This is a genomic window from Cereibacter ovatus (assembly GCF_900207575.1).
In the GTDB taxonomy this organism is placed as follows: Bacteria; Pseudomonadota; Alphaproteobacteria; order Rhodobacterales; family Rhodobacteraceae; genus Cereibacter_A; species Cereibacter_A ovatus.
Genome location: NZ_OAOQ01000010.1, coordinates 68,538 through 93,709, shown reverse-complemented (window position 1 = coordinate 93,709; position 25,172 = coordinate 68,538). Strand labels below are relative to the sequence as shown.

Below are 25,172 nucleotides of genomic sequence, written 5' to 3'. Positions count from 1 at the left end.
ACCCTTTTTGTCTGAACCTGAAGCCAAAGGTTGCGTGTGGATCAACCGACCGGCGCGCATCCGTGAACGCTCGGCGCCATGCCGGGCGCAGACCCCGTTTCAGGTCGTGGCGCTGCAAGGCGCCGGCATCGCCGCGGTGGCCGATCTTGACGGGCGGCGTGGCCCGGTAGGGCCGGCGGGCGGCACCGCCGCAACCTGCTGCCGCGCTTTTTCGCAAGCACAGATGCCTTGTCCGACATCAGCCATTCGGGCGCAAGCGATGCGGTGGGTCAGGAGCAGGACGGATTGATCGATGCCTTTGCCGCGGGGGCGGGCGCGCCCGCACAAGCGTTCATCCCGCCGACTGTCTGCTGGCGATCACCGTGCCGGGAATGACCGAGCTTGCCGGTCTGGCGGTCGGCGCAAGCGTGATCCTGTTCCCGCGCCTTGCCAGCCCGGCCCGCGCCTGACACGTCCGACGGGGGCCTGTCAGCCCCCTGCCACCCCAAGACGCGCGTGCAGGCGGGCAATCTCGTTCGGGGCGGGACGCTGGCCGGTGTAGATCTCGACATAATTCGGGATGCGCGCCAACCGGGTGGCCATCGTCTCATTGGCCTGCATCGAGATATAGCCGATCTGCACCAGATAGACCGTCCGCGCGCGCACATCGGCATCCTGCGCGTCATGCCCCCAGCGGCACAGCATCGCCCCCAGCGCCGCAAGCCGGGCGGCATCGGCGCTGTGGACCTCGGCCATCATCGTGGCATCCTGAAGCGCCCAGCTTCGCACCGCGAATTCCAGCCGTGCATCGAAACGGCCGGACAGAAAGCAGCCGATGACATTCAGCATCGCCTCGGTCTGGCTGTCGGCATAATCGCGGGTTGCGGCGACAAGAGGGGCGGTGGTGGCCTCGGCCCAGCGGGCGCGCAGTGCATCAAGAAGCGCGGCCCGATCCTTGAAAAACCAATAGAAACTGGTGCGCGACAGCCGTAGCCGCGCGGCCAGCGGCATGATCTTCACCGCATCCACGCCACCGTAGATCAGCGCGTCATAGGCCGCCTGAAGCCAGCCCTCGCGCGATCCGCGCCATCCCGTTTCGTTGTCCGGCAGATCATCCATGCCCCCATGATAGGCGCCAAAGGAAAAATGTCCACCATCGAACGTCTACTTGACACAACTGCACATTACGCCCGATGCTGCCCCCGCCCAAGCCATGCCCTGCCCGGAGATCCCCATGTCGAACGACCCGCTGCTTCAGCCCTATCAGCTCAAGCATCTGACGCTGCGCAACCGCATCATGATCACCAGCCACGAACCCGCCTACCCCGAGGACGGGATGCCAAAAGACCGCTACCGCGCCTATCACGTCGAACGGGCGCGCGCGGGCGTTGCGCTGACCATGACCGCGGGTTCGGCCAGCATCGCGCGCGACAGCCCTCCGGTGTTCAACAACATCCTCGCCTGGAAGGACGAGGTGGTGGGCTGGATGAAAAAGCTGACAGACGAGTGCCACGACCACGGCGCGGCGGTGATGATCCAGCTGACCCACCTTGGCCGGCGCACCCGCTGGGACAAGGCCGACTGGCTGCCCGTGGTCGCCCCCAGCCACGAACGCGAAGCGTCGCACCGCGCCTTCCCCAAGCGGATGGAAGACTGGGACATCGCCCGGATCATCGGTGATTTCGCCGATGCCGCGGAACGGATGAAGACCGCCGGCGTCGACGGGATCGAACTTGAGGCCTATGGCCATCTGCTGGAACAGTTCTGGTCACCCCTGACCAACGATCTGGACGCCCCTTATGGTGGCAGCCTGGACAACCGGCTGCGCTTCACCTTCGACGTGCTGCGCGCGATCCGTGCCCGCTGCGGCAACGATTTCATCGTCGGCCTGCGCTACACCGGCGATCAGGACATGCCCGGCGGCATGGGCAAGGCCGAAGGGCTTGAGGTTTCGCAAAAGCTGAAGGCCAGCGGTCTGGTGGATTTCCTGAACGTGGTGAAGGGCCATATCGACACCGATCCGGGCCTGACCGACCTGATCCCGATTCAGGGGATGCGCAGCGCGCCGCATCTGGATTTCGCCGGCGAGATCCGCGCCGCCACCAACTTCCCCACCTTCCACGCCGCCCGCATCCCCGATCTTGCGACCGCCCGCCACGCCATCGCCAGCGGCAAGCTGGACATGGTGGGAATGACCCGGGCGCATATCGCTGACCCGCATCTGGTGCGCAAACTGGTCGAGGGCCGCGAAGACGACATCCGCCCCTGTGTCGGGGCGAATTACTGCCTTGACCGGATCTATCAGGGCGGGATGGCGCTGTGCCTGCACAACCCCTCGTCCGGGCGCGAACTGGAACAGCCCCACACCATCGCCAGGGCCGAGACGCGCAAACGTGTCACCATCGTCGGCGCCGGCCCGGCCGGGCTGGAGACCGCCCGCGTCGCCGCCGAACGCGGCCATCATGTGACCGTGTTCGAAGCCGCCGACGAACCCGGCGGACAGATCCGCCTGACCGCCCGGCAAGAGCGGCGACGCGAGATGATCTCGATCATCGGCTGGCGCATGGCGCAGTGCGAAAAGCTGGGCGTGAACTTTCACTTCAACACCTATGCCGATGCCGACACGGTGCTGGCGACCGACCCGCATGAGGTGATCGTGGCCACCGGCGGCCTGCCCCATACCGAGGTGCTGGCATCCGGCAACGATCTGGTCTGTTCGGCTTGGGACATCCTGTCGGGGGATGTGAAACCGGGAACCGAGGCGCTGATCTTTGACGATGCGGGCGATCATGCCGGGCTTCAGGCCGCCGATGTGATCTCGGCCAGCGGCGCCGCGGTCGAGATCGTGACCCCCGACCGCAGCTTCGCCCCCGAGGTGATGGCCATGAACCTTGTGCCCTACATGCGGGCGCTGCAAACCCGCAACGTCACCTTCACCGTGACATGGCGGCTGCTGTCGGTCACCCGCGAGGGCAACCGGCTGCGCGCCGTCCTTGGCAGCGATTATGGCGCGGCCCGGCGCGAACGGCTGGTGGATCAGGTCGTGGTGAACCACGGCACCCGCCCGCTGGACGAGGTCTATTTCGCGCTGAAGCCGCTGTCGTCGAACGCGGGCGAAGTGGATTACGAGGCGCTGGCCACCGGCGCCCCGCAGGTGGTGACGCGCAATCCCGACGGGCGCTTCCGGCTGTTCCGCATCGGTGATGCGGTGGCCGCCCGCAACACCCATGCCGCGATCTATGATGCGCTGCGGCTGACACGGGGGCTGTGACCGGCCCCCCGCACAAACAGACTGACACGGGCGGCGGGCCACAGCGGCCCGCCGCCTTTTTCATGCCCGGCCACCACGGCCGCCAAACGCCTGTCATGCGGCAAGATTTCCGGCCGCGTTCCGCGCGATCCGGGACCGGCGCGATTGACGCCGCGCCCCGGATCTGTCACGCCAGACAGCGACGGTTCCCGAACACCGCAAGGTCAAGGGATGAAAAGGGAACGTGGTGAGGGTTGCCCCGAATCCACGACTGCCCCCGCAACTGTAAGCGGCGAGCCGCCCCCGAAGACACCACTGGCCCTTGGCCGGGAAGGTTTGGGGAAGGCCGCGACCCGCAAGTCAGGAGACCTGCCGTCAGGCGCACATGCGCCATTTCCGCCGGGGAACCGGCCCAACCTGAACTGCCGTCGGGGATGACGGCCAGGAGGACGACATGCATATCGAACCCGGTCTCGTGACCGGAGCCAAGGTCATCACCGGCTATGCCACCGCCGCGACGGCAGCCGTCTATGCGCTGAAGCTGGGATGGGAAACGCTGCGCGAAAAGGGCGCCCTGTCGCTCGTGCTGCGGAGCGTCATCGCCACGGTCGCGGTGTTCAGCTTCTTTCAGATCTTTCCGCACTACCCCGTGGGCGTCTCCGAGGTTCACCTGATCCTCGGCTCGACCCTGTTCCTGATCCTTGGCGCGGCGCCGGCAGCCTTCGGGCTTGCGCTGGGTCTGCTGATCCAGGGCCTGCTGTTCGCACCCTTGGATCTGCCGCAATACGGGATGAACGTCACCACGCTGCTGGTGCCGCTGTTCGCGCTTCAGGCGCTGGCCAGCCGGATCATCGCGCCCCACACCCCTTATGTCGACCTGACCTACCGTCAGGCGCTGGCGCTTTCGACCGCCTATCAGGGCGGCGTTGTGGCCTGGGTCGCGTTCTGGGCCGTGCTGGGCCAGGGGATTGGCGCGGAAAGCCTGACCGCCATCGCGACCTTCGGCAGCGCCTACATGCTGGTTGTGCTGCTGGAACCGCTGGTCGATCTGGCGGTGCTGGCCGGCGCCAAATCGCTGCGCGGCCTTGCCGGTTCGGGGATCGTCACCCACCGCCTGCACCACGCAGCCTGAACGCGGCCGTTGCCGCAACCGATTCTGAAACAGGCCGGCACATGCCGGCCTGTTTCAGTTTGCCCACCCTCACCGCCTGATCCCGGATGCCGCTGCAAGGCACCCGGATCGAAGCACAGCCCCCGGCGGTGCACAAACTTCATCGCGTAATCATCCATCGTCCTGACCGTCCGCGGCGAAACATAGTGTCGCACGGATGGATCGGCGCCTTTGATGGCCGGCGCCATCCCTACGCATGGATTGCTGCAACCGCCCCGAGGCTGCGATTTTCCTCGTTCCGACAAGTTGCCGCATCCGAACCGGGCGGCCGGACGACCAAAGGGCCGCCGCGCCTGATGCGTCTCCGCCGGTTCCATGGCCCTTGCCATCGGGCATCGAGTAAAAATTGCCGGGGGAGATCCATGAAACTGACTATCAAGATGAAACTTGCCGCCGCCTTTCTGGTGGTCTTTGCGCTTGCCGGGGCGTCGACCTTTCTGGGGCTGCGCGACCTGAGCCAGGCGAATGTGGTCCTGAACGATGTCGTCAACCTTCAGTCGGCGCGGGTTCTTGCCGTCGACCGGTTGGAACTTCAGCAGACCCAATTCGGCATCGTGCTGCGCGACTATGCCATCGCCCAGACCCCGGAAGAACGGGCCGCCCTGAAAGCAGAGATCGCGGCGATCCAGACACAGATGACCGAAAGCATCGAGACGCTGACGACGCTGGCCGATGACCGCGGCCGGGCGATGATCGAAAACTATGACGCCGTTCGCGCCACCGCCCGCGACATCAACAACCGCGTGTTCGAACTGGCCGACCGGGGCGATCAGGGCGCGGCCTCGCATCTGCTGGCAACCGAATCGCGGGCCGAGATGCGGGATTTGTCGGCCGCGCTGGCACCGTTCCGCGATCTTTACAAAAGCGAGATGGTGGCCGCAGCAGAAGCCGCCGAGCGCGATCTGCGCGGATCTTTCCGCAATCTCCTGATCCTGTCGGCTGCGGCGGGGATTTTCGGCTCGTTGGCTGCGATCTGGATCGTCCTGACGATCACCCGCGGGCTGGGGACGGCGCTGCATGTGGCGCAGCGCGTGGCCGATGGCGATCTGTCCGCGACCGTCGAGGCCAAGGGCAACGACGAGATCGCCGCCCTGCTCTGCGCCAACAACACGATGGTTATGAAGCTGCGCGAGGTGGTGGGCGGCGTGACCGCGACCGCGCGGCAGGTGGCGATGGGCAGTTCGCGCATGGCCTCGACCTCGGAACAGCTTGCGCAGGGCGCAAGCGAGCAGGCGTCGGCCACGGAAGAGGCGTCGGCCTCGGTCGAACAGATGGCGGCCAATATCCGGCAATCGGCCGAGAATGCCGAACAGACCGAAACCATTGCCCGCAAATCGGCCGAGGATGCCCGCCTGTCGGGACGGGCGGTGTCGGATGCGGTGGCCGCAATGCAATCCATCGCCGAGCGTATCCTTGTGATTCAGGAAATCGCCCGCCAGACCGATCTTCTGGCCCTGAATGCCGCGGTCGAGGCGGCACGCGCCGGCGAACATGGCCGCGGTTTCGCCGTTGTGGCGTCCGAGGTGCGCAAGCTGGCCGAGCGCAGCCAGCAGGCGGCGGCCGACATCTCGGCGCTGTCGCATGGCACCGTGCGGGCCGCAACCGAGGCGGGCGGGATGCTGGAACGGCTGGTGCCCGATATCGAGCGGACGGCCGGCCTTGTCACCGCGATCTCGGTCGCCTCGCGCGAATTGACGGCAGGTGCGCAGCAGGTCGCCATCGCGATCCAGCAACTGGATCAGGTGACACAGCAAAACGGCACCGCATCGGAAGAGCTGGCCTCGGCAGCCAACAGGCTGGCCGCCGAAGCGGACGAGCTTGAGACCACGGCCGGCTTCTTCCATGTCGACAGCCGGGACGAAGCCCCCAACCCCGCCCCGGCGAAACGGCCGGGCCCACAGCTTGCGGTGGTGCCCCCCGCCCGAGGAGGCTTCGACTTCGCGCTGAATGAGACGCCATCCCAGCCCATCCTTGCGCGGGCCTAGGATTGCAAAAGGACCCGCAGCGACTGCGGGTCCTTGACCGCCGAACCGACCCGGCTGCCGTCAGATCTTCATGTCAAAGCCAAGGTGCTTGGCCACGGTGAAGATGTCCTTGTCGCCACGACCACACATGTTCATCACGATGATATGGTCTTTGGGCAGCGTCGGCGCGATCTTGAGAACATGGGCCAGCGCGTGGCTGGGTTCCAGCGCGGGGATGATGCCTTCCAGCGCACAGCAGAGTTGGAACGCCTCAAGCGCCTCGGCGTCGGTGATGCTGACATATTCGGCGCGGCCGGTGTCGTGCAGCCACGCATGTTCCGGCCCGATCCCCGGATAATCGAGACCCGCCGAGATCGAGAAGCCCTCAAGGATCTGCCCGTCGTCGTCCTGCAACAGATAGGTGCGGTTGCCATGCAGCACGCCGGGCCGCCCGCCGGTCAGGCTGGCGCAATGCTGCATCCGGTCGTCGACCCCCTTGCCGCCGGCCTCGACCCCGATGATGCGCACGGACGGATCGTCAAGGAACGGATAGAACAGCCCCATCGCGTTCGACCCGCCGCCGATGGCCGCGATCACGGTGTCGGGCAGACGGCCCTCGCCTTCCTGTTCGGCCAGTTGCCAGCGCACTTCCTTGCCGATGATCGACTGGAAGTCGCGCACCATCGCCGGATAGGGATGCGGCCCCGCCACCGTGCCGATGCAGTAGAACGTGTCGCGCACATTGGTCACCCAGTCGCGCAGCGCATCGTTCATCGCATCCTTCAGCGTGCCGCGACCCGAGGTCACCGGCACCACCTCGGCACCCAGCAGCCGCATGCGGAACACGTTGGGCGCCTGCCGCTCGACATCATGCGCACCCATGTAGACCACGCATTTCAGCCCGAACTTGGCGCAGACCGTGGCGGTCGCCACCCCATGCTGACCGGCACCGGTTTCAGCGATGATCCGGGTCTTGCCCATGCGACGGGCCAGAATGATCTGGCCCAGCACGTTGTTGATCTTGTGCGCGCCGGTATGGTTCAACTCGTCGCGCTTCAGGTAGATCTTGGCGCCGCCCAGATGCGCCGTCAGCCGCGGCGCGAAATAAAGCGGCGAGGGCCGGCCGACATAATGCTTCCAAAGGTCGTCCATCTCGGCCCAGAAGGCCGGGTCGGTCTTGGCGAATTCGTAACGCGCTTCCAGATCCAGGATCAGCGGCATCAGCGTCTCGGAGACGAAGCGCCCGCCGAAGATGCCGAAGCGCCCCTGCTCATCCGGGCCGGTCATGTAGCTGTTGATGCCGTCGTCGGCCATGCGCCTGCTCCCTTAAGCTGTCAGCGCCCGTTTAGCGCCGATGCGCGGAACGGTAAAGCGCGGCCTCTTGCGCAAATGGTCATGTCAGCCGGCGGCCTTCACGAAGGCGGCGATCTTGTCGGCATCCTTGACCCCCGGCGCCGATTCGACCCCCGAGGACACATCGACCTGCTTCGCCCCGGTGCGCCGGATCGCCTCGGCCACGTTGTCCGGCGTCAGCCCCCCGGCCAGCATCCACGGCCGCAGCCAGTGCCGCCCCGCAATCAGCCGCCAGTCGAAGGCAAGCCCGTTGCCGCCCGGCAACGCAGCCCCCTTCGGCGCCTTGGCATCGATCAGGATCTGGTCGGCCACCAGCGAATAGTCGAGAATCGCCGGCAGATCGCCCTCATCCGCGATGCCCACGGCCTTCATCACCGGCAGGCGATAGCGATCACGAACCTCGGCCACGCGATCGGGGCTTTCGTGGCCGTGAAGTTGCAGCATGTCCAGCGGCACCCCCTCGACGATCGCATCCAGCGTGGCGTCATCGGCATCCACCGTCAGCGCCACCTTGGCCAGACCGATCGGCGCCAGAAGCGCAAGATCCCGCGCCGCCGAGATTTCAAGATGGCGCGGAGATTTGGGGAAAAACACAAAACCGCAATAGGCCGCGCCCGAAGACGCGGCCACCTGCACATCCGCCTTGGTCCGCAACCCGCAGACCTTGACGCGGACAGATCCCATCAGGCCGATTTCGTCAGCGCGGTCAGAACGTCGTTCTTGGGCGCATTGGCGTTGGCGGCATCGACCTTCGACTTGAGGGTGGACACCTCGCGCTGAAGGGTCTTGACTTCCTTGGTCTTGCGACGGGCCTCGGCGCGGTGCTTGTGTTCGCGCATCCACTCCCAGAAGAAGCCGATCAGCAGACCGGCGACGATGCCGCCGAAGATCACCGCATAAAGCGGCAGCTCCATCGACCAGGCAGACCAATCGGTGGCGACAAAGGCCGCCAGATTGTCAGGCATCAGCTTGACCGTGACAGGATCACGGTTGGCCAGCGCAACGGTCAGCAGCACGACCGCAAGCACAAGGAGGATCAGAATACGCAACCAACGGATCATAGGGACCTGCTCACCAATCAGAGGGGCAAATGCCGTGTCACTTCGCGTTCAGACGATCGCGCAACAGCTTGCCGGTTTTGAAGAAGGGAACCTTCTTGTCTTCGACTTCGACGGCTTCACCCGTTCTCGGGTTGCGGCCGACTCTGGCATCCCGCGCCTTCACCGAGAATGCGCCGAATCCGCGCAGTTCCACCCGGTCGCCGCGCGACAGTGCCTCGATGATTTCCTCGAAGACGGTGTTCACGATCCGCTCGACATGCCGCTGGGTGAGATGCGGATTCTCGTCGGCAATTTTCTGGATCAGTTCCGATCGGATCATCCTTGCCCCCCTTGGCCGCCTTCGGCGGATATCGTTATCGCAAGGAAGGATAAAGGAAAAAATCTCGCCGCACAAACGGGAAAACCCTGCATCCAACGCGACTTCCGGGGAATGATCGCAAAGGAAAAGGGCCCCGCATCGCTGCGGGGCCCCAATCCGTCCACAAAGAGAAGATCAGCCGCGTTCGCTGTTGCGCAGCGCCGCGCCGCGCCGAGGATGTCGCCCAGCGACGCGCCCGAATCGGACGAGCCATACTGTTCGACGGCCTCTTTCTCTTCCGCGATCTCGCGCGCCTTGATCGACAGGCCCAGACGGCGGGTCTTGGGATCGACGTTGGTCACGCGCACATCGACCTTGTCACCGATCTGGAACCGCTCGGGGCGCTGGTCGGCCCGGTCGCGCGACAGGTCCGAGCGGCGGATGAACGACTTGGCGCCGTTGTATTCCACCTCGACGCCGCCATCCTCGATCGCCGTCACGGTGACGGTGACGATCGAGCCGCGCTTCACGCCATCCATCGCCTCGGTGAAGGTGTCGTCGCCAAGCGCCTTGATCGACAGCGAGATCCGCTCTTTGTCGATGTCGACTTCGGTCACGACCGCCTTCACGACATCGCCCTTGCGATAGTTCTGGATCGCTTCTTCGCCGCGCTGATCCCAGCTCAGGTCCGAAAGGTGCACCATGCCGTCGATGTCATGGTCGAGACCAACGAACAGACCGAATTCGGTGATGTTCTTGACTTCGCCCTCGATCGCGGTGCCAACCGGATGGGTCTCGGCGAAGACTTCCCACGGGTTGCGCATGGTCTGTTTCAGACCCAGCGAGACGCGGCGCTTGGCGCTGTCGATTTCCAGCACCATCACATCGACTTCCTGCGAGGTCGAGACGATCTTGCCGGGGTGCACGTTCTTCTTGGTCCAGCTCATTTCCGAAACGTGGACCAGACCTTCGACACCGGCTTCCAGTTCGACGAACGCGCCGTAATCGGTGATGTTGGTCACGCGGCCCTTGTGGACCGAGCCGATCGGATAGGCTTTTTCCACCGCATCCCACGGATCCGACTGAAGCTGCTTCATGCCCAGGCTGATCCGGTGGGTTTCCTTGTTGATCTTGATGACCTGGACCTTCACGGTCTCGCCGATCGACAGGATCTCGGACGGGTGGTTGACGCGGCGCCAGGCCATGTCGGTGACGTGCAGCAGGCCGTCGACGCCGCCCAAGTCAACGAACGCACCGTATTCGGTGATGTTCTTCACCACGCCATCCACGGTCTGACCTTCGAACAGGTTCGAGATCACCTCGGCGCGCTGTTCGGCACGCGATTCTTCCAGGATCGCACGACGCGACACGACGATGTTGCCGCGGCGACGGTCCATCTTCAGGATCTGGAACGGCTGTTTCATGCCCATCAGCGGGCCGGCATCGCGCACCGGGCGCACATCGACCTGCGAACCGGGCAGGAAGGCCACCGCGCCGCCGAGATCGACGGTAAAGCCGCCCTTGACGCGGCCGAAAATCGCGCCTTCGACGCGGGTCTCGTTGGCATAGGCCTTCTCGAGACGGTCCCAGGCTTCCTCGCGCTTGGCCTTGTCACGGCTGATGACAGCCTCGCCACGCGCGTTTTCCACGCGGTCAAGATAAACCTCGACCTCGTCGCCGACCGAGATGTCGACATTGCCGCTCATGTCGGCGAATTCTTTCAGGTCGACGCGGCCTTCCATCTTGTAGCCGACGTCGATGATGGCCTGGCCCGCCTCGACGGCGATCACACGGCCCTTGACGACCGAACCCTCCTGGGGGGTGTCGATCTGAAGGCTCTCGTTCAGCAGAGCCTCGAATTCTTCCATGGTTGCTTTAGCGCACATGCAGTCTGATATCCTTATTTTCGCATTTCACGGGCCTGGCGGTTGGCTCCGCCGGTCTTTTCACACCCCAAGGTCCAAGACCGTCATCAAAACGACAAGGGCCGCGGATTACTCCCGACCCTGCGCCTGCCTGAGTTCGATGGCCTTGATCGCCTTGGCGACTGCGGCGTCTATAGTCAACTCCGTCGTGTCAAGCAAGAGCGCATCCGGCGCCGGCCGCAACGGCGCCGCCTCCCGCTCACGGTCGCGACGGTCGCGCTCTCGCAGATCGGCCAGAACCTCGGCCTCGCTCTGCACGCCCCCCTTCGCCGCCAGTTCCAGCCAGCGCCGCCGCGCCCGCTCCTCATCCGAGGCGGTGACAAACAGCTTCACCTCCGCCTCGGGACAGATCACCGTGCCGATGTCGCGCCCGTCCAGAACCGCACCGCCTTCACGTCGCGCAAACCGCCGCTGGAACTCCACCAGCGCCGCCCGCACCTCGGGCAACGCCGCCACCCGGCTGGCCGCCTGCCCCGCCTCGGCCGAACGCAGGTCGCCCCGCTCCAGATCCGCCGGCTCCAGCCCGGCCGCCGCCGCCGCCGGATCGCCCCCTTTGGCTCCCACCGCACGATACAGCAACCCGGTATCCAGATGGCCAAAACCGAAATGCGCCGCCACCGCGCGCGAGATCGTGCCCTTCCCCGCCGCCGCCGGCCCGTCGATCGCCACCGTAAAGCGCATCCCGCTGCCTTTCATTCTGGCTCAAATATCCTCGGGGGGCGCGGGGGGCAGACAGCCCCCCGCTTCCGCCCTCACCCCAACGCAAGCTCGGCGCCCAGCCCGCGCATCAACCCCACGAACGCCGGGAAAGAGGTCGCGATCGGCGATCCGTCATCCACCGACACCTCGGCCTTCGCCGCCATCCCCAGCACCAGAAAACTCATCGCGATCCGGTGATCGATGTGGGTCGCGCAGACCGCCCCCCCCGGCACAGCGCCCGCCCCCATGCCATGCACGATCAGCGTGTCCTCGTCTTCCTCGACGCGCACGCCGCATGCCTCCAGACCGCGGGCCATCGCATCGATCCGGTCGCTTTCCTTCACCCGCAACTCTTTCACCCCGCGCATGACGGTGCGACCCTCGGCAAAAGCCGCCACCACCGCCAGCACCGGATATTCGTCGATCATCGAGGGCGCGCGTTCGGGCGGCACCTCGACCCCCGTCAACGCCGAGGCGCGCACCCGCAGGTCGGCCACCGGCTCTCCGCCTTCCTCGCGCGGGTTCTCGAAGGCGATGTCGGCGCCCATCTCCAGCAAAGTGACATACAGCCCGTCGCGGGTCGGGTTGCGGCTGACGCCGGGCACAAGAATGTCCGACCCCTCGACGATCAGCGCCGCGCAGACCGGAAACGCCGCCGAGGACGGATCGCGCGGCACCGCCACCGCCTGCGGGCGCAACTCGGGCTGGCCGGTCAGGGTGATCACATGACCCTCGGGCGTCTCCTCGACCGTCAGTTCGGCCCCGAAGCCGCGCAGCATCCGTTCGGAATGATCGCGCGTGGGCTCGCGCTCGATCACCACGGTCTGACCCGGCGCGTTCAGCCCCGCCAGCAGCACCGCCGATTTCACCTGCGCCGAGGGCACCGGCACGGCATAGCGCACCGGAACCGGATCGGCGGCCCCCACGACGGTCATCGGCAACCGCCCGCCCTTGCGCCCATAGGCCCGCGCGCCAAACAGCGCCAGCGGCTCGGTCACGCGGCCCATCGGGCGCTTGCGCAGGCTGGCGTCACCCGTAAAAGTCACCGTCAGGCCCGTCGTCGCCATGCAGCCCATCAACAGCCGCACGCCGGTTCCCGAATTGCCGCAGTCGATCACATCGGCCGGCTCGGAAAATCCGCCCACGCCTACGCCATGCACCGACCACTGGCCGGGGCCGTGCTGCGTGACCTCGGCCCCGAAGGCGCGCATGGCTTTTGCCGTGTCCAGCACATCCTGACCTTCCAGAAGGCCGGTGATCCGGGTCTCGCCCACCGCCATCGCCCCAAGGATCAGCGCGCGGTGGCTGATCGACTTGTCGCCCGGCACCTCGGCCCGGCCCGTCAGCGGGCCTGAACGGCGGGCGGTCATCGGTTGCGCTGCACCATGGCCGGACATGATCTTCCTCCTGAAAGCCCCCGGGTTCTCTAGCGAAAGGCCCCTGCGGGGTCCAGCGCCAAGCGGGTCACCCCGCGCGCCGGAAGGTCAGGTAATGCGGCACCCGCCCCTCGCGCAGCGCCTTCTGCTCATAGCGGGTGGACAGCCAGTCCTCCCACGGCACGCCGCCCTGATCCAACAGCTCGAAGCCGGCCGCGGGCACTTCCTCCAGCGTCTGGCGGACGTAATCGGGAATGTCGGTCGCCACCCGGAACTCGGCCCCCGGCGCCATGACGCGGGCCAGCGGCCCCAGATGACCGGGCGTCACGAAGCGGCGCTTGTGGTGGCGCGCCTTCGGCCAGGGATCGGGGTAGTTCAGGAATGCCTTGGCGACACTGGCCGGCGGCAGCACGTCGAACAGATCGCGCGCATCGCCGGGATGGATCGACAGATTCCCCACCCCCGCCGCGCGGATCTTGCCCAAGAGCATCGCCACGCCGTTCACGAATGGCTCGCAGCCGATCACCGCCACCTGCGGATTGCGCGCGGCCATGTGCACCATATGCTCACCGCCGCCAAAGCCGATTTCCAGCCACAACGGCCGGCCGCCGGTCAGCGCCCCAAGGTCCAGCGGCGCACGCGCGGGGTTTTCGTCGCGGGTGACGCCGACAAGGCGCAGACGGTCCAGATCCTCGGACAGGTAGGCGCGTTGCGCCGGGCGCAGCGTCTTGCCCGACCGCCGCCCGTAGAAATTGCGCCAGCCGATGGCCGAGGGCACCTCGGCGGGGGTCTCGTCGCTCATTCCATGCCCTTCCTGTTCCGCGCCCGTGGGCCTAATCCTCTGCCGCAAGGGCGTCAACCACGGCGGCCGGCAAATTTCCACCTACCCGGACATCCTGCGCAGGCGGATTCATGTCCCCTGTGATTTCAGACCCTTGAAGCCGATCTCTGCCGGTTGATATCGGATAGCGCGCCTGGGTTTTTGCAAGACAGCCCCGCCCGGCCCATGTTCACCGGCATCAGATGCCCGCTTTGACAAAGCGCAACACGGAAGACCCGCAAGATGACAATCGACATCCGCAAGACCGCGCTCGCTACGCTCGCCGCCCTGTCGCTGGTGCCGGCCAGTGTCGCGCCTGCCCATGCCCTTGGCAAGAAAGACCGCGCCTTCATCGCCGGCGCCGCCACCGCCGCCGTGGCCGGCGTGGTCATCAACCAGATGCGCAACAACGGCCAGCTTCCCTTCGGCAACGCCCAGCCGCGCTATGCCGCGCCGCCGGTCGCGCCGCAGTATTACGTCCAGCCGCGCGCGACCTATGCCGCCGCGCCCGCCTATCAGCAGCCGCGATATGTGGCGCCCAGCGTTCACAGCACACCCGCGGCGCAGGCGTTCCGCGAACTCAGCCCGCAGATGCGGCGCGAGGTTCAGATCAGCCTTGCCCGTTATGGCTATTACTCGGGCGCGATCGATGGCGCATGGGGTCCGGGCACCTCGCGTGCGGTCGAGGCCTATGCCCGCGACAGCGGCACCACCGGCCAGTTGGGCAGCGTTGCCGGCGCCTATGGCATTCTGGGCGGCCTGACGGGCTGACCCCGCCCGGCTTTGACGCCGATGCCTGCGGAATGAAAAAGCCCGACAAGTGCTGACACATTCCGCGCGCACATTCCGCGCGCGCGGGACACGAGCGAACAAAGCCTGCCGCGCGCGCCGCGGCAGGCTTTTGATTTGGGCGCACATTCTGACGAGGTTTGGAATGAACCACCGTAAGGCGTGCGTAGAAAAACTGCTGTGCCGCCCGATCGCTCGTCTATCTGATGCTGCCCTCCGGCCCGAGAAGAGGACCGGACATGAAGAGACCGCAGTTCACGGAAGATCAGATCATCGCGATCCTGCGCAAGGCACGGATCGACGGATTGGCCCCGGTGGTCTGTGGCCCGCAAGGGCCCCTGATCCCCGCGACGGCCTTCGGCATTTCGGTGGGGATCACGAACAAGGGCCGGGTCCGGCGCTGATCGCGGCGGTCCACACCCAGGCAACGCGTCTGCAACGCCCCGGGACCGGCATCGATAATTTTCACATGACCGCGCGGCTTGCCACCGCCGTTGCGTGACCATCCCGACTGTCGCGGCGCAAACAGGGCGACCGATTCCGAAGCTGTGCGCGGCCTTGAAGCGGGCGGGCGTGACGGCGTTCGCACCGGAAGGCCGCGATTTCAGGCGCCTGTTTCTGCGCGATGCGGCAGAGGCGGCGCCTGGGCGCAAGATGGGGCGCGATTCCTGAAAGGGGTCGCGCGGCACCGGGACAGCGATGACAAGCATCTTCCGCCCTGCTGCACGCCCTGACAAAACCTGCGTTCTCAGGGCGTTGCCGCCGCATCCTTCTTGATTCTCGGGGATGCGGCGAAACTCTCTTGACTCGGGTGAGCACCAAAGACCCCCCGAAGTGGGCACGATTACGGGTCATTGGCAGCCGCATGGGGATGAAATTTGGTAGGCCCGGAGGGACTCGAACCCCCAACCAAGGCGTTATGAGCGCCCTGCTCTGACCATTGAGCTACAGGCCCGGCCGGTGGCGGGGTTAAGGCCAAGGGGCGCACGGGTCAAGTCCGGCTTTTGCGCGACCCCGTGCGTCAATGCCTCGGACCGGGGACGCAGCCTTGGCGGGGCTTGCCATCGCAGGCCGCGTTGCGGCACGGCCCGCAGCCCCGACCCTTCCAGACGGTGCAAAGTGGCGATCGCCACCACGATTCAGCGGCCAAGGGTGCCGCGCCCGACGATCGCGTGAAGATGCCACCTTTCCGGACCATGACCCCAGAGCCGGGCCGCGCCGATCTGTCGGCCCAAGGCCCATCCGCTTCATCCGGACCGCACACTGCCGACGCCGTTAGATGCGCCGTTCGGTTTCCCGGTCGAAGAGGTGAATCCGCTCGGGGTCGATGTGATAGCCGATCTCGTCCCCGGGACGGGCGTGGATGCGGTCTTTCACCACCGCGTCGATCAGCTCGCCGCCCGAGCGCGCGAAGACCTGCGTCTCCGAGCCGGTCGGCTCAAGCACGACAACCCGGACCGGGATGCCACCCGGACCGATCCGGATATGTTCCGGACGGATGCCCAGGGTCACCGCCTGCCCGTCAGCGGCGGCTGTCGCGGGCACCGGCAGTTCCAGCCCACCGTCAGAGCGGAACGCCTTGCGCCCCTCGCGCAGGATGATCCGGCCGTGGATGAAGTTCATCGACGGCGAGCCGATGAAGCCTGCGACGAACAGGTTCTGCGGATTGTCGTAAAGATCCAGCGGCGCGCCGATCTGTTCCACCCGGCCGTCGCGCATCACCACGATCTTGTCGGCCATGGTCATCGCCTCGATCTGGTCGTGGGTGACATAGACGATGGTGGTTTTAAGACGCTGGTGAAGTTCCTTGATCTCAAGGCGCATCGTCACCCGCAACTTGGCATCCAGGTTCGACAGCGGCTCGTCGAACAGGAACACCTGCGGGTCGCGCACGATGGCCCGGCCCATGGCGACGCGCTGGCGCTGGCCGCCCGACAGCGCCTTGGGATAGCGATCAAGGTATTTCGTCAGGTCAAGGATCTCGGCCGCCTTGCGCACCTTGGTGTCGATCTCGGCCTTGGGGCGGCCCGCCATCTTCAGCGGGAAGCCCATGTTGTCGTAGACCGTCTTGTGGGGGTAAAGCGCATAGGACTGGAACACCATGGCGATGTCGCGGTCCTTCGGGATCACGTCATTGACCACCCGGCCCCCGATCGAGATCGTGCCGCCGCTGACCTCTTCCAGCCCTGCAAGCATCCGCAGAAGCGTGGACTTGCCGCAGCCCGAAGGCCCGACAAGGACGACGAATTCGCCATCCTCGATATCGACGCTGACGCCGTGCATGACCTGAACGGCGCCATACCGCTTGACCACATTGCTGATCTGGACGTTTGACACGTCAGGTTCTCCCTTATTGCGGCAGTTCGATCTGCATCTTCACGTCGGCGGGCGGCGCCGAGGCCGCCACCTCGAACGCATGCACGCTGTCGTCGAAGGCGAAGGTCCGGGTGATCAGCGGTTTGACATCAATGGCGCCGCTGGCCAGCATCGCCACGCAGCGCGGAAAGACATGGGCGTAGCGGAAAATGTTCTCCACCCGCGCCTCGCGCACCATGGCCGCGCCCGCATCGTAGGAAATCGGGTCGGGCTGGCCGCCGATCATCACCACGCAGCCGCCGGGGGCAAGCGGCTCGAAGACGCCGGCGGCCGCGCGGGGCGAGCCGGTCGCCTCGAACACCACATCCGCGCCCCAGCCGTCGGTGTCGGCCTTGATCCGGGCCACGATGTCATCGCAGGCGACGTTCACCCCGGTGATCGCAGGGCTGAGGCTTTCCGCGATTTCCAGCTTTTTCGGCGCAAGGTCGGTGACATAGACCCGCGCACAGCCCCCCGCCAGTGCGGACAGCGCGGTGACAAGGCCGATGGGACCGGCGCCCAGCACCAGCCCGATATCGCCGGGGCGGATGCGGGCCTTGGTTGCGGCATGGACACCCACGGCCAGCGGTTCCACCATCGCGGCTTCGGCGAAGCTGACATTATCCGGCAGCCGATAGGTGAACGCTTCGGGGTGGACACAGGTCGGGCGCAGGATACCGTGGATCGGCGGCGTGGCCCAGAAGCGCACCGCCGGGTCGATGTTATACATCCCCAGCCGCGCGGCTTTCGAGTTCGGGTCAGGGATGCCCGGCTCCATGCACACCCGGTCACCCACCCTTAGCGTCGTGACCTGCGCGCCCAGCTCGATCACGGTGCCGGACGCCTCGTGGCCGAGGATCATCGGCTCTTGCACCACGAAGGGGCCGATGCGGCCGTGGGTGTAGTAATGCACGTCCGATCCGCAGATGCCGACGGTATGCAGCTTGATCCGGACATCGCGGGGGCCAAGCACCTGCTCTTGCCGGTCGATGTCGGGGAAGTCGCGCAACAACAGTTCGTCTTTCCGTTCAAGGACGAGCGATTTCATCCTGTCAGCCTTTCGAGATGATGAGAACGGCCAACGCAAGGGCGATGGCGTTGGAGATCCAGATCGACGGCCCCAAGGGCTCGATGAACCGGAACCAGAACAGGGACAGCGCGACCCAGATCACGACCGAGATGAACAGCCGGTCGAACCAGTTGGTCTCGATCGGCAGGAAGCCTGCCTTGGCAACGGGCGCGGGCGCCTCGTCGTCTTCCAGGATGTCGATCGGCTCGACGATGGTTTCGATCTTCTCGCTCATGGCCCTACCCCTTCACCGCGCCGAAGGTCAGGCCGGTGACGATATGCTTCTGCACCATGCTGAAGACGATCAGCGCCGGGATCAGCGTGAACATCGAGATCGCCGCCATGATGCCCCATTCGGTGCCCGTCGTGGTGACATATTCCGAAAGGCCCGTGGTCAGCGTGCGCGCGTTGAAGTTCGTCAGCGTCGCGGCCAGCAGGTATTCGTTCCAGGCAAAGACCCATGTCAGGATCAGCGTCACCGCAAGACCGGGCCGGCAGAGCGGGAACACCACCTCGGTGATCACCTTCCACGGGCTTGCGCCATCGACATAGGCAGCCTCGTCCAGTTCCTTCGGGATGCCGTCGACGGTCGGCCGCAGGGTCCAGATCGCGAAGGGCAGGTTGAAGGTGCAATAGACCAGGATCATGCCGATCCGCGTATCCAGCAGGCTGAAATCACCCACGCGATAGACCTGCGTCATCAGCAGGAACAGCGGCAGCAGGAACACCGCCGGCGGCGCCATGCGGTTGGTGATGGTCCAGAAGAAGATCGACTCTTTCCCGCTCATGTTGAAGCGCGACAGCGCATAGCAGGCGAAAAAGCCCAGCGTGGTGCACAGCAGCGCATTGCCCGACGAAATGATCAGCGAATTGACCATGTAGCCGCGCAGCGTGCGGTCGTTCAGCACGTCGATGTAGTTCTGCCAGTAGATGCCATCCAGCAGGATGTCGGGCGTCGAGAACAGATCCACCGCCGGCTTCACCGAGATCACGAACAGCCAGTAGATCGGGAACAGCGTCAGGAAGCTGACAAAGATCCAGAACAGCATGTAAAGCCAGGGATTGCCCTTTTTCATGGCCTCAGCCCTTCTTCGAATTGCGGGGCGCAAGCATGCTGACATACAGCAGCCAGCAGACCACGATGGTCAGGTAAAGCACGATCACCGACACGGCCGAGCCATAGCCATAGTTCGTGCGGGGAAAGACCTCCTTGAAGATATGGACGCCGACATAGCGGGTGGCCGATCCGGGGCCGCCGCCGGTCAGCATCAACACCTCGTCCACGGTGCGCAGCGCATCCATCAGGCGGATGAACACGGTGGCCACCACTGCGGGCGCGATCATCGGCAGCGTGATGTGCCAGAAGATCTGCCGCTTGTTCGCGCCGTCGATCTGGGCCTGTTCGAACGGGTCGGGCGGCAGAGATACCAGCGCCGCAATCAGGGTCAGCGTGACCAGCGGCGTCCAGTGCCAGATATCCATGATGACGGTGATAACGAAGGCCGTCGCCGCCGACTGGCCGATGTTCATGTCATAGCCGAACCAGCTGTCCAGCAGGCTGGGGATGATGCCGATGGAAGGCGTCGTCATCAGCTTCCAGATCGAACCGACGATGATCGGCGCCATGATCAGGGGCAGCGTGTGGATGGTGCGGAAAAAGGCCTTGCCCGGAAAGTCCTTCATGAACGCCTGCGCCAGCGCATAGCCGATCACCAGTTCGGACAGCACCGCGAAAAAGACAAAGGCAACGGTCACCCCAAGCGAGGCCAGAAAGCCCGCGTCAAACACCGCGCGGCGAAAGTTGTTCGCGCCGCTGAACACCATGTCGGGGTTGGCCGCAAACGGGTTCCAGTCGTGAAACGAGACATAGACGACATAAACGAACGGAACCACGCCGAACAGGAACAGGACGATCAGCGTCGGCGCTAACAAAAGCCAACCCAGCTTTCTGGATTGCATGGACCTACCCTCCCACCTGAAGGACGCAAGACTGGAATGCCGCCGGGCGGCAACTGGACTGGAAGCGCGGTCGGGCCACCGCCGGAACGGCGGCCCGATGATGCGGGGCTTACTTGCGATAGCCGAGGCTGGTCAGCTCTTCCTCGGCCTTGGCGGCCATCCGGTCCAGCCCTTCGTCCGGGGCGATCGCGCCGGTCAGGATGTCGTAAAAGATCGGCGCGGTGGCTTCGCGAAGCTGGGCATGGAACGGATATTCCGGCGCGCCCTTGAACAGGCGGCCCTGATCCCGGATCATGCTGTAATAGCCGCCCAGTTCTGCATCCAGCGCCTGCACCTTCGGCGTGTCATAGGTCGAACTCAGCGTGACACGCGATGCGGCGGCGGCCCATTCCTCTTGCACCTCGGGCAGCGCCATGAACTGAAGGAACAGCAGCGCCGCATCCTGGTTCTTCGAGGTCACCGGCAGACCGAAGGCGCCGCCGTCGTAATAGCCGATATAGCCCTTGCCGCTTTCGGCATCGGCCATCACCCCGTCCTGAAGCGGCGGCAGGGCGACACCGACATTGCCGACCACGCGCGACTTGGTCTCGTCCGAGGCGATCCAGGCGGCGTTTTCGCCATAGACCAGCCCCTGCGCCGCACGGCCGGCGGCGAAGGTCGTCGCGACCTCGGTCCAGGTCGATTGCACCGATTCAGGCGGGGCGATGTCGCGCATCGACAGCCACCATTTCATCGCCTCTTTCGCCTCGTCCGAGTTCATGCGGCCGCCGTTCTCGACGGTGGCGGCATAGTTGTTCGCCGCGTCGATGCCCCAGTCGTAGACACCGAAGGTCGGTGCGATGGATTCGAAATATTCATACCAGGATGCAGGATGGCCGGTATGGGCCTGCGCGGTGGTGCCCCACAGGTCTTCGTCGTGATCCTTGCCCCACTGGGTGAAGAACTGCGCGATCTCGGCGTATTCGGCGTGGGTCTTTGCCGGCTCCAGATCGCGGCCGGTCTTTTCCTTGAAGGCGGCGCGCACATCCGCGTTGCCGAACAGGTCGGTGCGGTAAAGGTAGACCTTGATGAAGGCCTCCATCGGGGTGCCGTAAAGATTGCCATCCTCGGCGCCGCGGAAGTTATTGGCGAAGGTGGTGAAGTTCGCCTCGTCATAATTGGCGGCCTTCAGCGCGGGCTTGTCTTTCAGCGCCGTGGTCAGATCGACAAGGAAATTGCGCGCCATATAGGCATAGACGATATCCTGTTCGATGTAGATCATGTCATAGATGCCGGTTCCGGCCTCCATGTCCTTGATCGCCTTGTCATACATCTGATCCCACGAGGTGGTCTCGACATCGACGCGGATGCCGGTCAGCTCTTCGAACTTCGGCGCCAGCACGTCCGAGACGAAGTTGGATGCCGGCGTCGATTCCGTCACGCCCCGCAGCGTCACGCCCTTGAACGGCGCCCCGGCCTGCTGCCACCAGTCGCCGTTCCCGATTTGCAGATCCTGTGCGAAGGCGCCGCCGGCCGCGATCGCAAGCGCCAGCACCGATGCGCCGAATTTTCCGGAATAACCCATGAGTCTCCTCCCTGAAAGACCGTCGGGGCTGCGTTGGCTGCGCGAGCTTTCCTTGTCTGTCGCAGCACCTCCCCGGCAATACCATGCAAATGTATGACGCATCATGCAAGTGCCAATTTATCATCTGTATCTGTTGCAATACATTTGTAACATGTGCCACAGTCCAGCCCAGTGACAGGTTGACGGATCAGCAGGGGGTAACAACGGCATGGTGCGAGAGGTGCATGACGAAACCGAGGCTTTCGCGGCGGAAGTCTGCTGGCATTATTACGTCAACGGCATGACCCAGGCCGAAATCGCCCAGCAGCTTGACGCGACGCGGCTGCGGGTGAACCAGGCGATCCAGCGGGCGAAATCCTGCGGAATGGTCAAGGTTCAGATCGAATCGCCCTTCATCGCCCGTATCGAACTGCAAGAGGCGATCCGCGCCGAACTGGGTCTTGCCCGCGTGCTGGTGGCCCCGGCGCGGCGCGACGCCTATGACTGCCACAGCGCGGTCGGCGCGGCGCTGGCAAGCTATCTGACCGAAAAGCTGCGGACCCGGAACTGGCGGTCCATCGGCGTGTCCTGGGGAATGACCCTTGAACATACGATCAACAAGCTGCCGCAGCAGGCCCACCCCGCACTGGAAATCGTGTCGATGCTGGGGGGGACGATGCAGGGCGCCTCGTTCAACTCTTTCAGCATCGTGTCGGGGTTTGCCGCGGCGCTGGGGGCGAATTACTCGCTTCTTGCCGCGCCGATCTTCCTGTCGGACGGCGTGGATCGGGACGCCTTTCTGGCCCAGGAAATCTTTGCCGCCCATTTCGCCAAGCTCGGTTCGCTTGATGCGGCGATCCTGACGGCCAGCGACATCTCGGCCCGGTCGTTCCTGATCGCCAATGGCCTGCCGAAAGAGGTGGCGCCCGACGATCTGAAACAGGCGGGTGCCATCGGCGACGTGCTGGGCCGGTTTCTGGACCGGGAGGGCAACCGGATCGATCATCCGATCAACCTCCGCACCATCGGCGTGGATCTGGAGATCGTGCGCCGCATCCCCGAAAAGGTGCTGGCCGCCGCCGGACCGCACAAGGTTGACATCATCCGCGCCGCCACGCGCGGGGGGCTGGTCGATACGCTGGTGACCGATGACCTGACCGCAGAACTAATCCTGAACGCCGGGCAGGGTCTTGCCCGCGACACCGCCGCGGAATGACGGCCCGCCCGCCTGCATCCCGCGCATGGCGGCGCGCAGGGCCATTCCCCGCGGCCCGACAGAAAGGCTGAACGCAACCGATGACCTGCCCGCTTGCGCCCGACACCCTTGGCCCGACGATCTGCGTCGGTGAAATCCTGGTCGAGATCATGGCCACATCGGTTGGTGAGGGCTTCCTTGCGCCGATGGATCTGGCCGGCCCCTACCCCAGCGGCGCGCCGGCGATCTTCATCGACCAATGCGCAAAGATCGGCGGCAGCGCGGCGATGATCGGCGCGGTGGGCCGCGACGATTTCGGGCGGCTGAACCTTGATCGGCTGGCCGCGGATGGCGCCGACATCTCGGCCATCGCGGTCGATCCCGACTATCCGACCGGCTCGGCCTTCGTGCGCTATCGTGCCGACGGCGCGCGCGATTTCGTCTATAACATCGCCACCTCGGCGGCGGCGCGCCTTGGCTGGACGGACCGGGTGGCGGATCTGGTCGGGCGGGCGGGGCATCTGCATGTCATGGGGTCGGCCCTGTCGATGCCGGGCGCCGCCCGCGTGATCGAGCGGGCCGCAGAGGTGGTGAAGCGCCGGGGCGGGACGATCTCGGTCGATCCGAACCTGCGCAAGGAACTGGCCCATGACGCCGCGACCGGGCGGCTGTTTTCCGACCTTGTCGGGATCTGCGATCTGCTGCTGCCCTCGGGAGACGAGCTGGACCATGCGGCCGGGGCCGCGGGAACGGATGCGGCGCTGGCCCGGCTGTTCGACCGCGGCGTGAAGGAAGTCGCGCTGAAGCAGGGCCGCGCCGGTGCCACGGTGTTCGCGCCCGGTTGCCCCCCGCAGCACGCCCCGGCCTTTGCGGTGACCGAGCTGGACCCGACCGGCGCGGGCGATTGCTTCGGCGGTGCCTATGTCGCCTGCCGGCGGCTGGGGATGGCCGTGCCAGTGGCGCTGACCTATGCCACGGCCGCCGGCGCGCGGACCGTGATGCGGCGCGGCCCGATGGAGGGCGCAGCCACCCGCGCCGAGCTGGACGCGTTCATCGCCGCCACCCCGAGGATCGCGCCATGACGCTGCGGCTGGACGATCTGGCCCGGCTGCGGCGCGAAGGCCGGCCGCGGGGCATCACCTCGGTCTGTTCGGCGCATCCGCTGGTGCTGCGCGCGGCGCTGCGCCACGGCGCGGCGACCGGCGCCACCGTGCTGATCGAGGCGACCTGCAATCAGGTCAACCATCAGGGCGGCTATACCGGCATGACACCACGCGATTTCGCGGCACTGGTGCGGCGGATCGCGGCCGAGGAAGGCTGCCCCGCCACCCGGATCGTGCTGGGCGGCGATCACCTTGGGCCGAACCCGTGGCGGACCCAGCCGGCCGAGGTCGCCATGGCCGAGGCCGAACGCATGGTCGCGGCCTATGTCACGGCGGGGTTTCACAAGATCCATCTGGATGCCTCGATGGGATGCGCGGGCGAACCCGACGCGCTGGACGATGCCACCACCGCCAGTCGGGCGGCGCGGCTGGCACGGGCGGCCGATACCGCCGCGCAGGCGGTGGGCGCCGCGATGCCCCGCTTTGTCATGGGCACCGAGGTGCCCCCGCCGGGCGGCGCGGATCACGCGCTGGATTTCGTCGAACCCACCGCCCCCGAAGCAGCCAGACGCACCATCGCCGTCCACCGCGCGGTCTTTGCCCGCGAAGGGCTGTCTGACGCCTTTGGCCGGGTGCTGGGCTTTGTGGTGCAGCCGGGGGTCGAGTTCGGCAACCACAATGTCATCCGCTATGACCGCAGCCGCGCGCAGGCGCTGGCCCGGATTCTGGACGACGAACCCGGCCTTGTCTTCGAGGCTCATTCCACCGACTATCAGGGCTCTGGGCCGCTGTCGGATCTGGTATGCGACGGCTTTCCCATCCTGAAGGTCGGGCCGGAACTGACCTTCGTGCTGCGCGAGGCGCTTTACGCGCTTGACCTGATTGCCAGCGACCTGCTGCCCGGCTATGGCGACCGGCCGCTGATCGCGATCATGGAACGGATCATGCGCGAGGCGCCCGCGCATTGGCAGCGGCACTATCCCGGCGATCCGGCCGAACAGCATGTGCTGCGCCATTACTCGCTGTCAGACCGCATCCGCTATTACTGGCCCGAGCCTGCTGCGGCGCAGGCCGTAGGCACCCTGCTGGCGGCGCTGCACGGCCAGCGCGTGCCGCTGCCGCTGATCTGGCAGCACATGCCCGCGGCCGAACCCTTCGCGGATCGCCCGCTGGACCCCTCGGCGCTGCTGGTCTGGCGGGTGGGCCGCAGCCTTGATGCCTATCACGCTGCCTGCAATCCGGAACCAGGGAAAGGATAAGCCC

General features: G+C 65.7%; 23 protein-coding genes, 1 tRNA gene, 1 pseudogene and 1 riboswitch. Of the genes and pseudogenes, 9 read left to right on the top strand and 16 right to left on the bottom strand.

The genetic code is table 11. The features are described 5' to 3' along the window. The first annotated feature begins 228 nt into the window (after positions 1 to 228). Positions 229 to 375 carry a hypothetical protein gene (locus CRO07_RS18925; RefSeq protein WP_204840008.1) on the top strand — a complete coding sequence of 49 codons (147 nt, stop codon included), beginning with the start codon at positions 229 to 231 and terminating at the stop codon, positions 373 to 375. A 93-nt stretch (positions 376 to 468) separates the two neighbouring features. Here the strand turns inward: CRO07_RS18925 and CRO07_RS11645 are convergent, their stop codons facing one another. Then, positions 469 to 1,098: a TetR/AcrR family transcriptional regulator gene (locus CRO07_RS11645; protein ID WP_097030860.1), complete on the bottom strand. Its 630-nt coding sequence runs from the start codon at positions 1,096 to 1,098 to the stop codon at positions 469 to 471. 115 nt (positions 1,099 to 1,213) lie between these two features. Here CRO07_RS11645 and hpbA point away from each other — a divergent pair, with 115 nt between their 5' ends. The 3 genes from hpbA to CRO07_RS11630 all read left to right on the top strand — a co-directional run bounded on the left by hpbA (position 1,214) and on the right by CRO07_RS11630 (position 6,385). After that, positions 1,214 to 3,250: an N-methyl-L-proline N-demethylase HpbA gene (gene hpbA, locus CRO07_RS11640; RefSeq protein ID WP_097030859.1), complete on the top strand. Its 2,037-nt coding sequence runs from the start codon at positions 1,214 to 1,216 to the stop codon at positions 3,248 to 3,250. Positions 3,251 to 3,415: 165 nt separating this feature from the next. Next, a riboswitch (cobalamin riboswitch) is annotated at positions 3,416 to 3,620 on the top strand. A 63-nt stretch (positions 3,621 to 3,683) separates the two neighbouring features. Then, on the top strand, positions 3,684 to 4,361 hold the full coding sequence (locus CRO07_RS11635; RefSeq protein ID WP_097030858.1) for an energy-coupling factor ABC transporter permease: 678 nt from the start codon (positions 3,684 to 3,686) through the stop codon (positions 4,359 to 4,361). A gap of 401 nt (positions 4,362 to 4,762) precedes the next feature. After that, positions 4,763 to 6,385, top strand: a complete 1,623-nt coding sequence (locus tag CRO07_RS11630) for a methyl-accepting chemotaxis protein (RefSeq protein ID WP_097030857.1) — start codon at positions 4,763 to 4,765, stop codon at positions 6,383 to 6,385. A gap of 60 nt (positions 6,386 to 6,445) precedes the next feature. Here CRO07_RS11630 and trpB read toward each other — a convergent pair whose 3' ends face one another. From trpB to trmB, 8 genes and pseudogenes are all read right to left on the bottom strand, one after another. Then, positions 6,446 to 7,678: a tryptophan synthase subunit beta gene (gene trpB / locus CRO07_RS11625; protein WP_097030856.1), complete on the bottom strand. Its 1,233-nt coding sequence runs from the start codon at positions 7,676 to 7,678 to the stop codon at positions 6,446 to 6,448. A gap of 84 nt (positions 7,679 to 7,762) precedes the next feature. Continuing rightward, the gene (locus CRO07_RS11620; protein WP_097030855.1) at positions 7,763 to 8,401 is read right to left on the bottom strand and encodes a phosphoribosylanthranilate isomerase; all 639 of its coding nucleotides are present in this window, start codon (positions 8,399 to 8,401) and stop codon (positions 7,763 to 7,765) included. Then, a complete protein-coding gene (locus tag CRO07_RS11615; RefSeq protein WP_097030854.1) occupies positions 8,401 to 8,778 on the bottom strand; it encodes a LapA family protein in 378 nt (125 codons plus the stop codon). Before CRO07_RS11615 ends, CRO07_RS11620 begins: the two co-directional genes overlap by 1 nt. Positions 8,779 to 8,815: 37 nt before the next feature. Then, on the bottom strand, positions 8,816 to 9,097 hold the full coding sequence (gene ihfB, locus CRO07_RS11610; RefSeq protein WP_097030853.1) for an integration host factor subunit beta: 282 nt from the start codon (positions 9,095 to 9,097) through the stop codon (positions 8,816 to 8,818). Positions 9,098 to 9,300: 203 nt separating this feature from the next. Then, positions 9,301 to 10,962: pseudogene (rpsA, locus tag CRO07_RS11605) on the bottom strand (30S ribosomal protein S1); the annotation flags it as partial. Positions 10,963 to 11,070: 108 nt separating this feature from the next. Then, a complete protein-coding gene (locus CRO07_RS11600) occupies positions 11,071 to 11,682 on the bottom strand; it encodes a (d)CMP kinase (RefSeq protein ID WP_097030852.1) in 612 nt (203 codons plus the stop codon). A 71-nt stretch (positions 11,683 to 11,753) separates the two neighbouring features. Further along, positions 11,754 to 13,097: a 3-phosphoshikimate 1-carboxyvinyltransferase gene (gene aroA, locus CRO07_RS11595; protein ID WP_097030851.1), complete on the bottom strand. Its 1,344-nt coding sequence runs from the start codon at positions 13,095 to 13,097 to the stop codon at positions 11,754 to 11,756. Between the two features lie 67 nt (positions 13,098 to 13,164). Then, entirely contained in the window at positions 13,165 to 13,878 is a 714-nt protein-coding gene (gene trmB, locus CRO07_RS11590) for a tRNA (guanine(46)-N(7))-methyltransferase TrmB (RefSeq protein ID WP_097030850.1), read from the bottom strand. Between the two features lie 261 nt (positions 13,879 to 14,139). Between trmB and CRO07_RS11585 the strand changes: the two genes are divergently transcribed. Both CRO07_RS11585 and CRO07_RS18710 read left to right on the top strand, forming a co-directional pair. Then, on the top strand, positions 14,140 to 14,667 hold the full coding sequence (locus CRO07_RS11585) for a peptidoglycan-binding protein (RefSeq protein WP_097030849.1): 528 nt from the start codon (positions 14,140 to 14,142) through the stop codon (positions 14,665 to 14,667). 257 nt (positions 14,668 to 14,924) lie between these two features. Further along, the gene (locus CRO07_RS18710) at positions 14,925 to 15,089 is read left to right on the top strand and encodes a hypothetical protein (protein WP_176504560.1); all 165 of its coding nucleotides are present in this window, start codon (positions 14,925 to 14,927) and stop codon (positions 15,087 to 15,089) included. A 475-nt stretch (positions 15,090 to 15,564) separates the two neighbouring features. On the opposite strand, the gene CRO07_RS11580 is transcribed toward CRO07_RS18710, so the two are convergent. The 7 genes from CRO07_RS11580 to CRO07_RS11550 all read right to left on the bottom strand — a co-directional run bounded on the left by CRO07_RS11580 (position 15,565) and on the right by CRO07_RS11550 (position 21,632). Then, positions 15,565 to 15,640: transfer RNA gene (locus tag CRO07_RS11580), tRNA-Ile, on the bottom strand. A gap of 320 nt (positions 15,641 to 15,960) precedes the next feature. Next, the gene (locus CRO07_RS11575; protein WP_097030848.1) at positions 15,961 to 17,022 is read right to left on the bottom strand and encodes an ABC transporter ATP-binding protein; all 1,062 of its coding nucleotides are present in this window, start codon (positions 17,020 to 17,022) and stop codon (positions 15,961 to 15,963) included. Between the two features lie 13 nt (positions 17,023 to 17,035). Then, positions 17,036 to 18,088 (bottom strand): NAD(P)-dependent alcohol dehydrogenase, encoded by a 1,053-nt coding sequence (locus CRO07_RS11570; RefSeq protein ID WP_097030847.1) that lies wholly within the window; start codon positions 18,086 to 18,088, stop codon positions 17,036 to 17,038. A gap of 4 nt (positions 18,089 to 18,092) precedes the next feature. Next, a complete protein-coding gene (locus CRO07_RS11565) occupies positions 18,093 to 18,344 on the bottom strand; it encodes a DUF2160 family membrane protein (RefSeq protein ID WP_097030846.1) in 252 nt (83 codons plus the stop codon). Positions 18,345 to 18,348: 4 nt separating this feature from the next. Beyond that, positions 18,349 to 19,185 (bottom strand): carbohydrate ABC transporter permease, encoded by an 837-nt coding sequence (locus CRO07_RS11560; protein WP_097030845.1) that lies wholly within the window; start codon positions 19,183 to 19,185, stop codon positions 18,349 to 18,351. Positions 19,186 to 19,189: 4 nt separating this feature from the next. Further along, a complete protein-coding gene (locus CRO07_RS11555) occupies positions 19,190 to 20,068 on the bottom strand; it encodes a carbohydrate ABC transporter permease (RefSeq protein WP_097030844.1) in 879 nt (292 codons plus the stop codon). A gap of 109 nt (positions 20,069 to 20,177) precedes the next feature. Next, entirely contained in the window at positions 20,178 to 21,632 is a 1,455-nt protein-coding gene (locus tag CRO07_RS11550) for an extracellular solute-binding protein (protein ID WP_097030843.1), read from the bottom strand. A 220-nt stretch (positions 21,633 to 21,852) separates the two neighbouring features. Here CRO07_RS11550 and CRO07_RS11545 point away from each other — a divergent pair, with 220 nt between their 5' ends. From CRO07_RS11545 to CRO07_RS11535, 3 genes are all read left to right on the top strand, one after another. Continuing rightward, the gene (locus CRO07_RS11545) at positions 21,853 to 22,827 is read left to right on the top strand and encodes a sugar-binding transcriptional regulator (RefSeq protein ID WP_235840988.1); all 975 of its coding nucleotides are present in this window, start codon (positions 21,853 to 21,855) and stop codon (positions 22,825 to 22,827) included. 80 nt (positions 22,828 to 22,907) lie between these two features. Continuing rightward, a complete protein-coding gene (locus tag CRO07_RS11540; protein ID WP_097030841.1) occupies positions 22,908 to 23,888 on the top strand; it encodes a tagatose kinase in 981 nt (326 codons plus the stop codon). After that, positions 23,885 to 25,168 carry a D-tagatose-bisphosphate aldolase, class II, non-catalytic subunit gene (locus tag CRO07_RS11535; RefSeq protein WP_097030840.1) on the top strand — a complete coding sequence of 428 codons (1,284 nt, stop codon included), beginning with the start codon at positions 23,885 to 23,887 and terminating at the stop codon, positions 25,166 to 25,168. The genes CRO07_RS11540 and CRO07_RS11535 overlap by 4 nt, the downstream gene beginning before the upstream one ends. The last annotated feature ends 4 nt before the right edge of the window (positions 25,169 to 25,172 follow it).

Excerpts from the sequence above, each read along its gene's own strand:
- CRO07_RS11645 (WP_097030860.1), bottom strand. The coding sequence starts at position 1,098 with ATGGATGATCTGCCGGACAACGAAACGGGATGGCGCGGATCGCGCGAG.
- hpbA (WP_097030859.1), top strand. The coding sequence starts at position 1,214 with ATGTCGAACGACCCGCTGCTTCAGCCCTATCAGCTCAAGCATCTGACG.
- CRO07_RS11635 (WP_097030858.1), top strand. The coding sequence starts at position 3,684 with ATGCATATCGAACCCGGTCTCGTGACCGGAGCCAAGGTCATCACCGGC.
- CRO07_RS11630 (WP_097030857.1), top strand. The coding sequence starts at position 4,763 with ATGAAACTGACTATCAAGATGAAACTTGCCGCCGCCTTTCTGGTGGTC.
- trpB (WP_097030856.1), bottom strand. The coding sequence starts at position 7,678 with ATGGCCGACGACGGCATCAACAGCTACATGACCGGCCCGGATGAGCAG.
- CRO07_RS11620 (WP_097030855.1), bottom strand. The coding sequence starts at position 8,401 with ATGGGATCTGTCCGCGTCAAGGTCTGCGGGTTGCGGACCAAGGCGGAT.
- CRO07_RS11615 (WP_097030854.1), bottom strand. The coding sequence starts at position 8,778 with ATGATCCGTTGGTTGCGTATTCTGATCCTCCTTGTGCTTGCGGTCGTG.
- ihfB (WP_097030853.1), bottom strand. The coding sequence starts at position 9,097 with ATGATCCGATCGGAACTGATCCAGAAAATTGCCGACGAGAATCCGCAT.
- CRO07_RS11600 (WP_097030852.1), bottom strand. The coding sequence starts at position 11,682 with ATGCGCTTTACGGTGGCGATCGACGGGCCGGCGGCGGCGGGGAAGGGC.
- aroA (WP_097030851.1), bottom strand. The coding sequence starts at position 13,097 with ATGTCCGGCCATGGTGCAGCGCAACCGATGACCGCCCGCCGTTCAGGC.
- trmB (WP_097030850.1), bottom strand. The coding sequence starts at position 13,878 with ATGAGCGACGAGACCCCCGCCGAGGTGCCCTCGGCCATCGGCTGGCGC.
- CRO07_RS11585 (WP_097030849.1), top strand. The coding sequence starts at position 14,140 with ATGACAATCGACATCCGCAAGACCGCGCTCGCTACGCTCGCCGCCCTG.
- CRO07_RS18710 (WP_176504560.1), top strand. The coding sequence starts at position 14,925 with ATGAAGAGACCGCAGTTCACGGAAGATCAGATCATCGCGATCCTGCGC.
- CRO07_RS11570 (WP_097030847.1), bottom strand. The coding sequence starts at position 18,088 with ATGAAATCGCTCGTCCTTGAACGGAAAGACGAACTGTTGTTGCGCGAC.
- CRO07_RS11565 (WP_097030846.1), bottom strand. The coding sequence starts at position 18,344 with ATGAGCGAGAAGATCGAAACCATCGTCGAGCCGATCGACATCCTGGAA.
- CRO07_RS11560 (WP_097030845.1), bottom strand. The coding sequence starts at position 19,185 with ATGAAAAAGGGCAATCCCTGGCTTTACATGCTGTTCTGGATCTTTGTC.
- CRO07_RS11555 (WP_097030844.1), bottom strand. The coding sequence starts at position 20,068 with ATGCAATCCAGAAAGCTGGGTTGGCTTTTGTTAGCGCCGACGCTGATC.
- CRO07_RS11550 (WP_097030843.1), bottom strand. The coding sequence starts at position 21,632 with ATGGGTTATTCCGGAAAATTCGGCGCATCGGTGCTGGCGCTTGCGATC.
- CRO07_RS11540 (WP_097030841.1), top strand. The coding sequence starts at position 22,908 with ATGACCTGCCCGCTTGCGCCCGACACCCTTGGCCCGACGATCTGCGTC.
- CRO07_RS11535 (WP_097030840.1), top strand. The coding sequence starts at position 23,885 with ATGACGCTGCGGCTGGACGATCTGGCCCGGCTGCGGCGCGAAGGCCGG.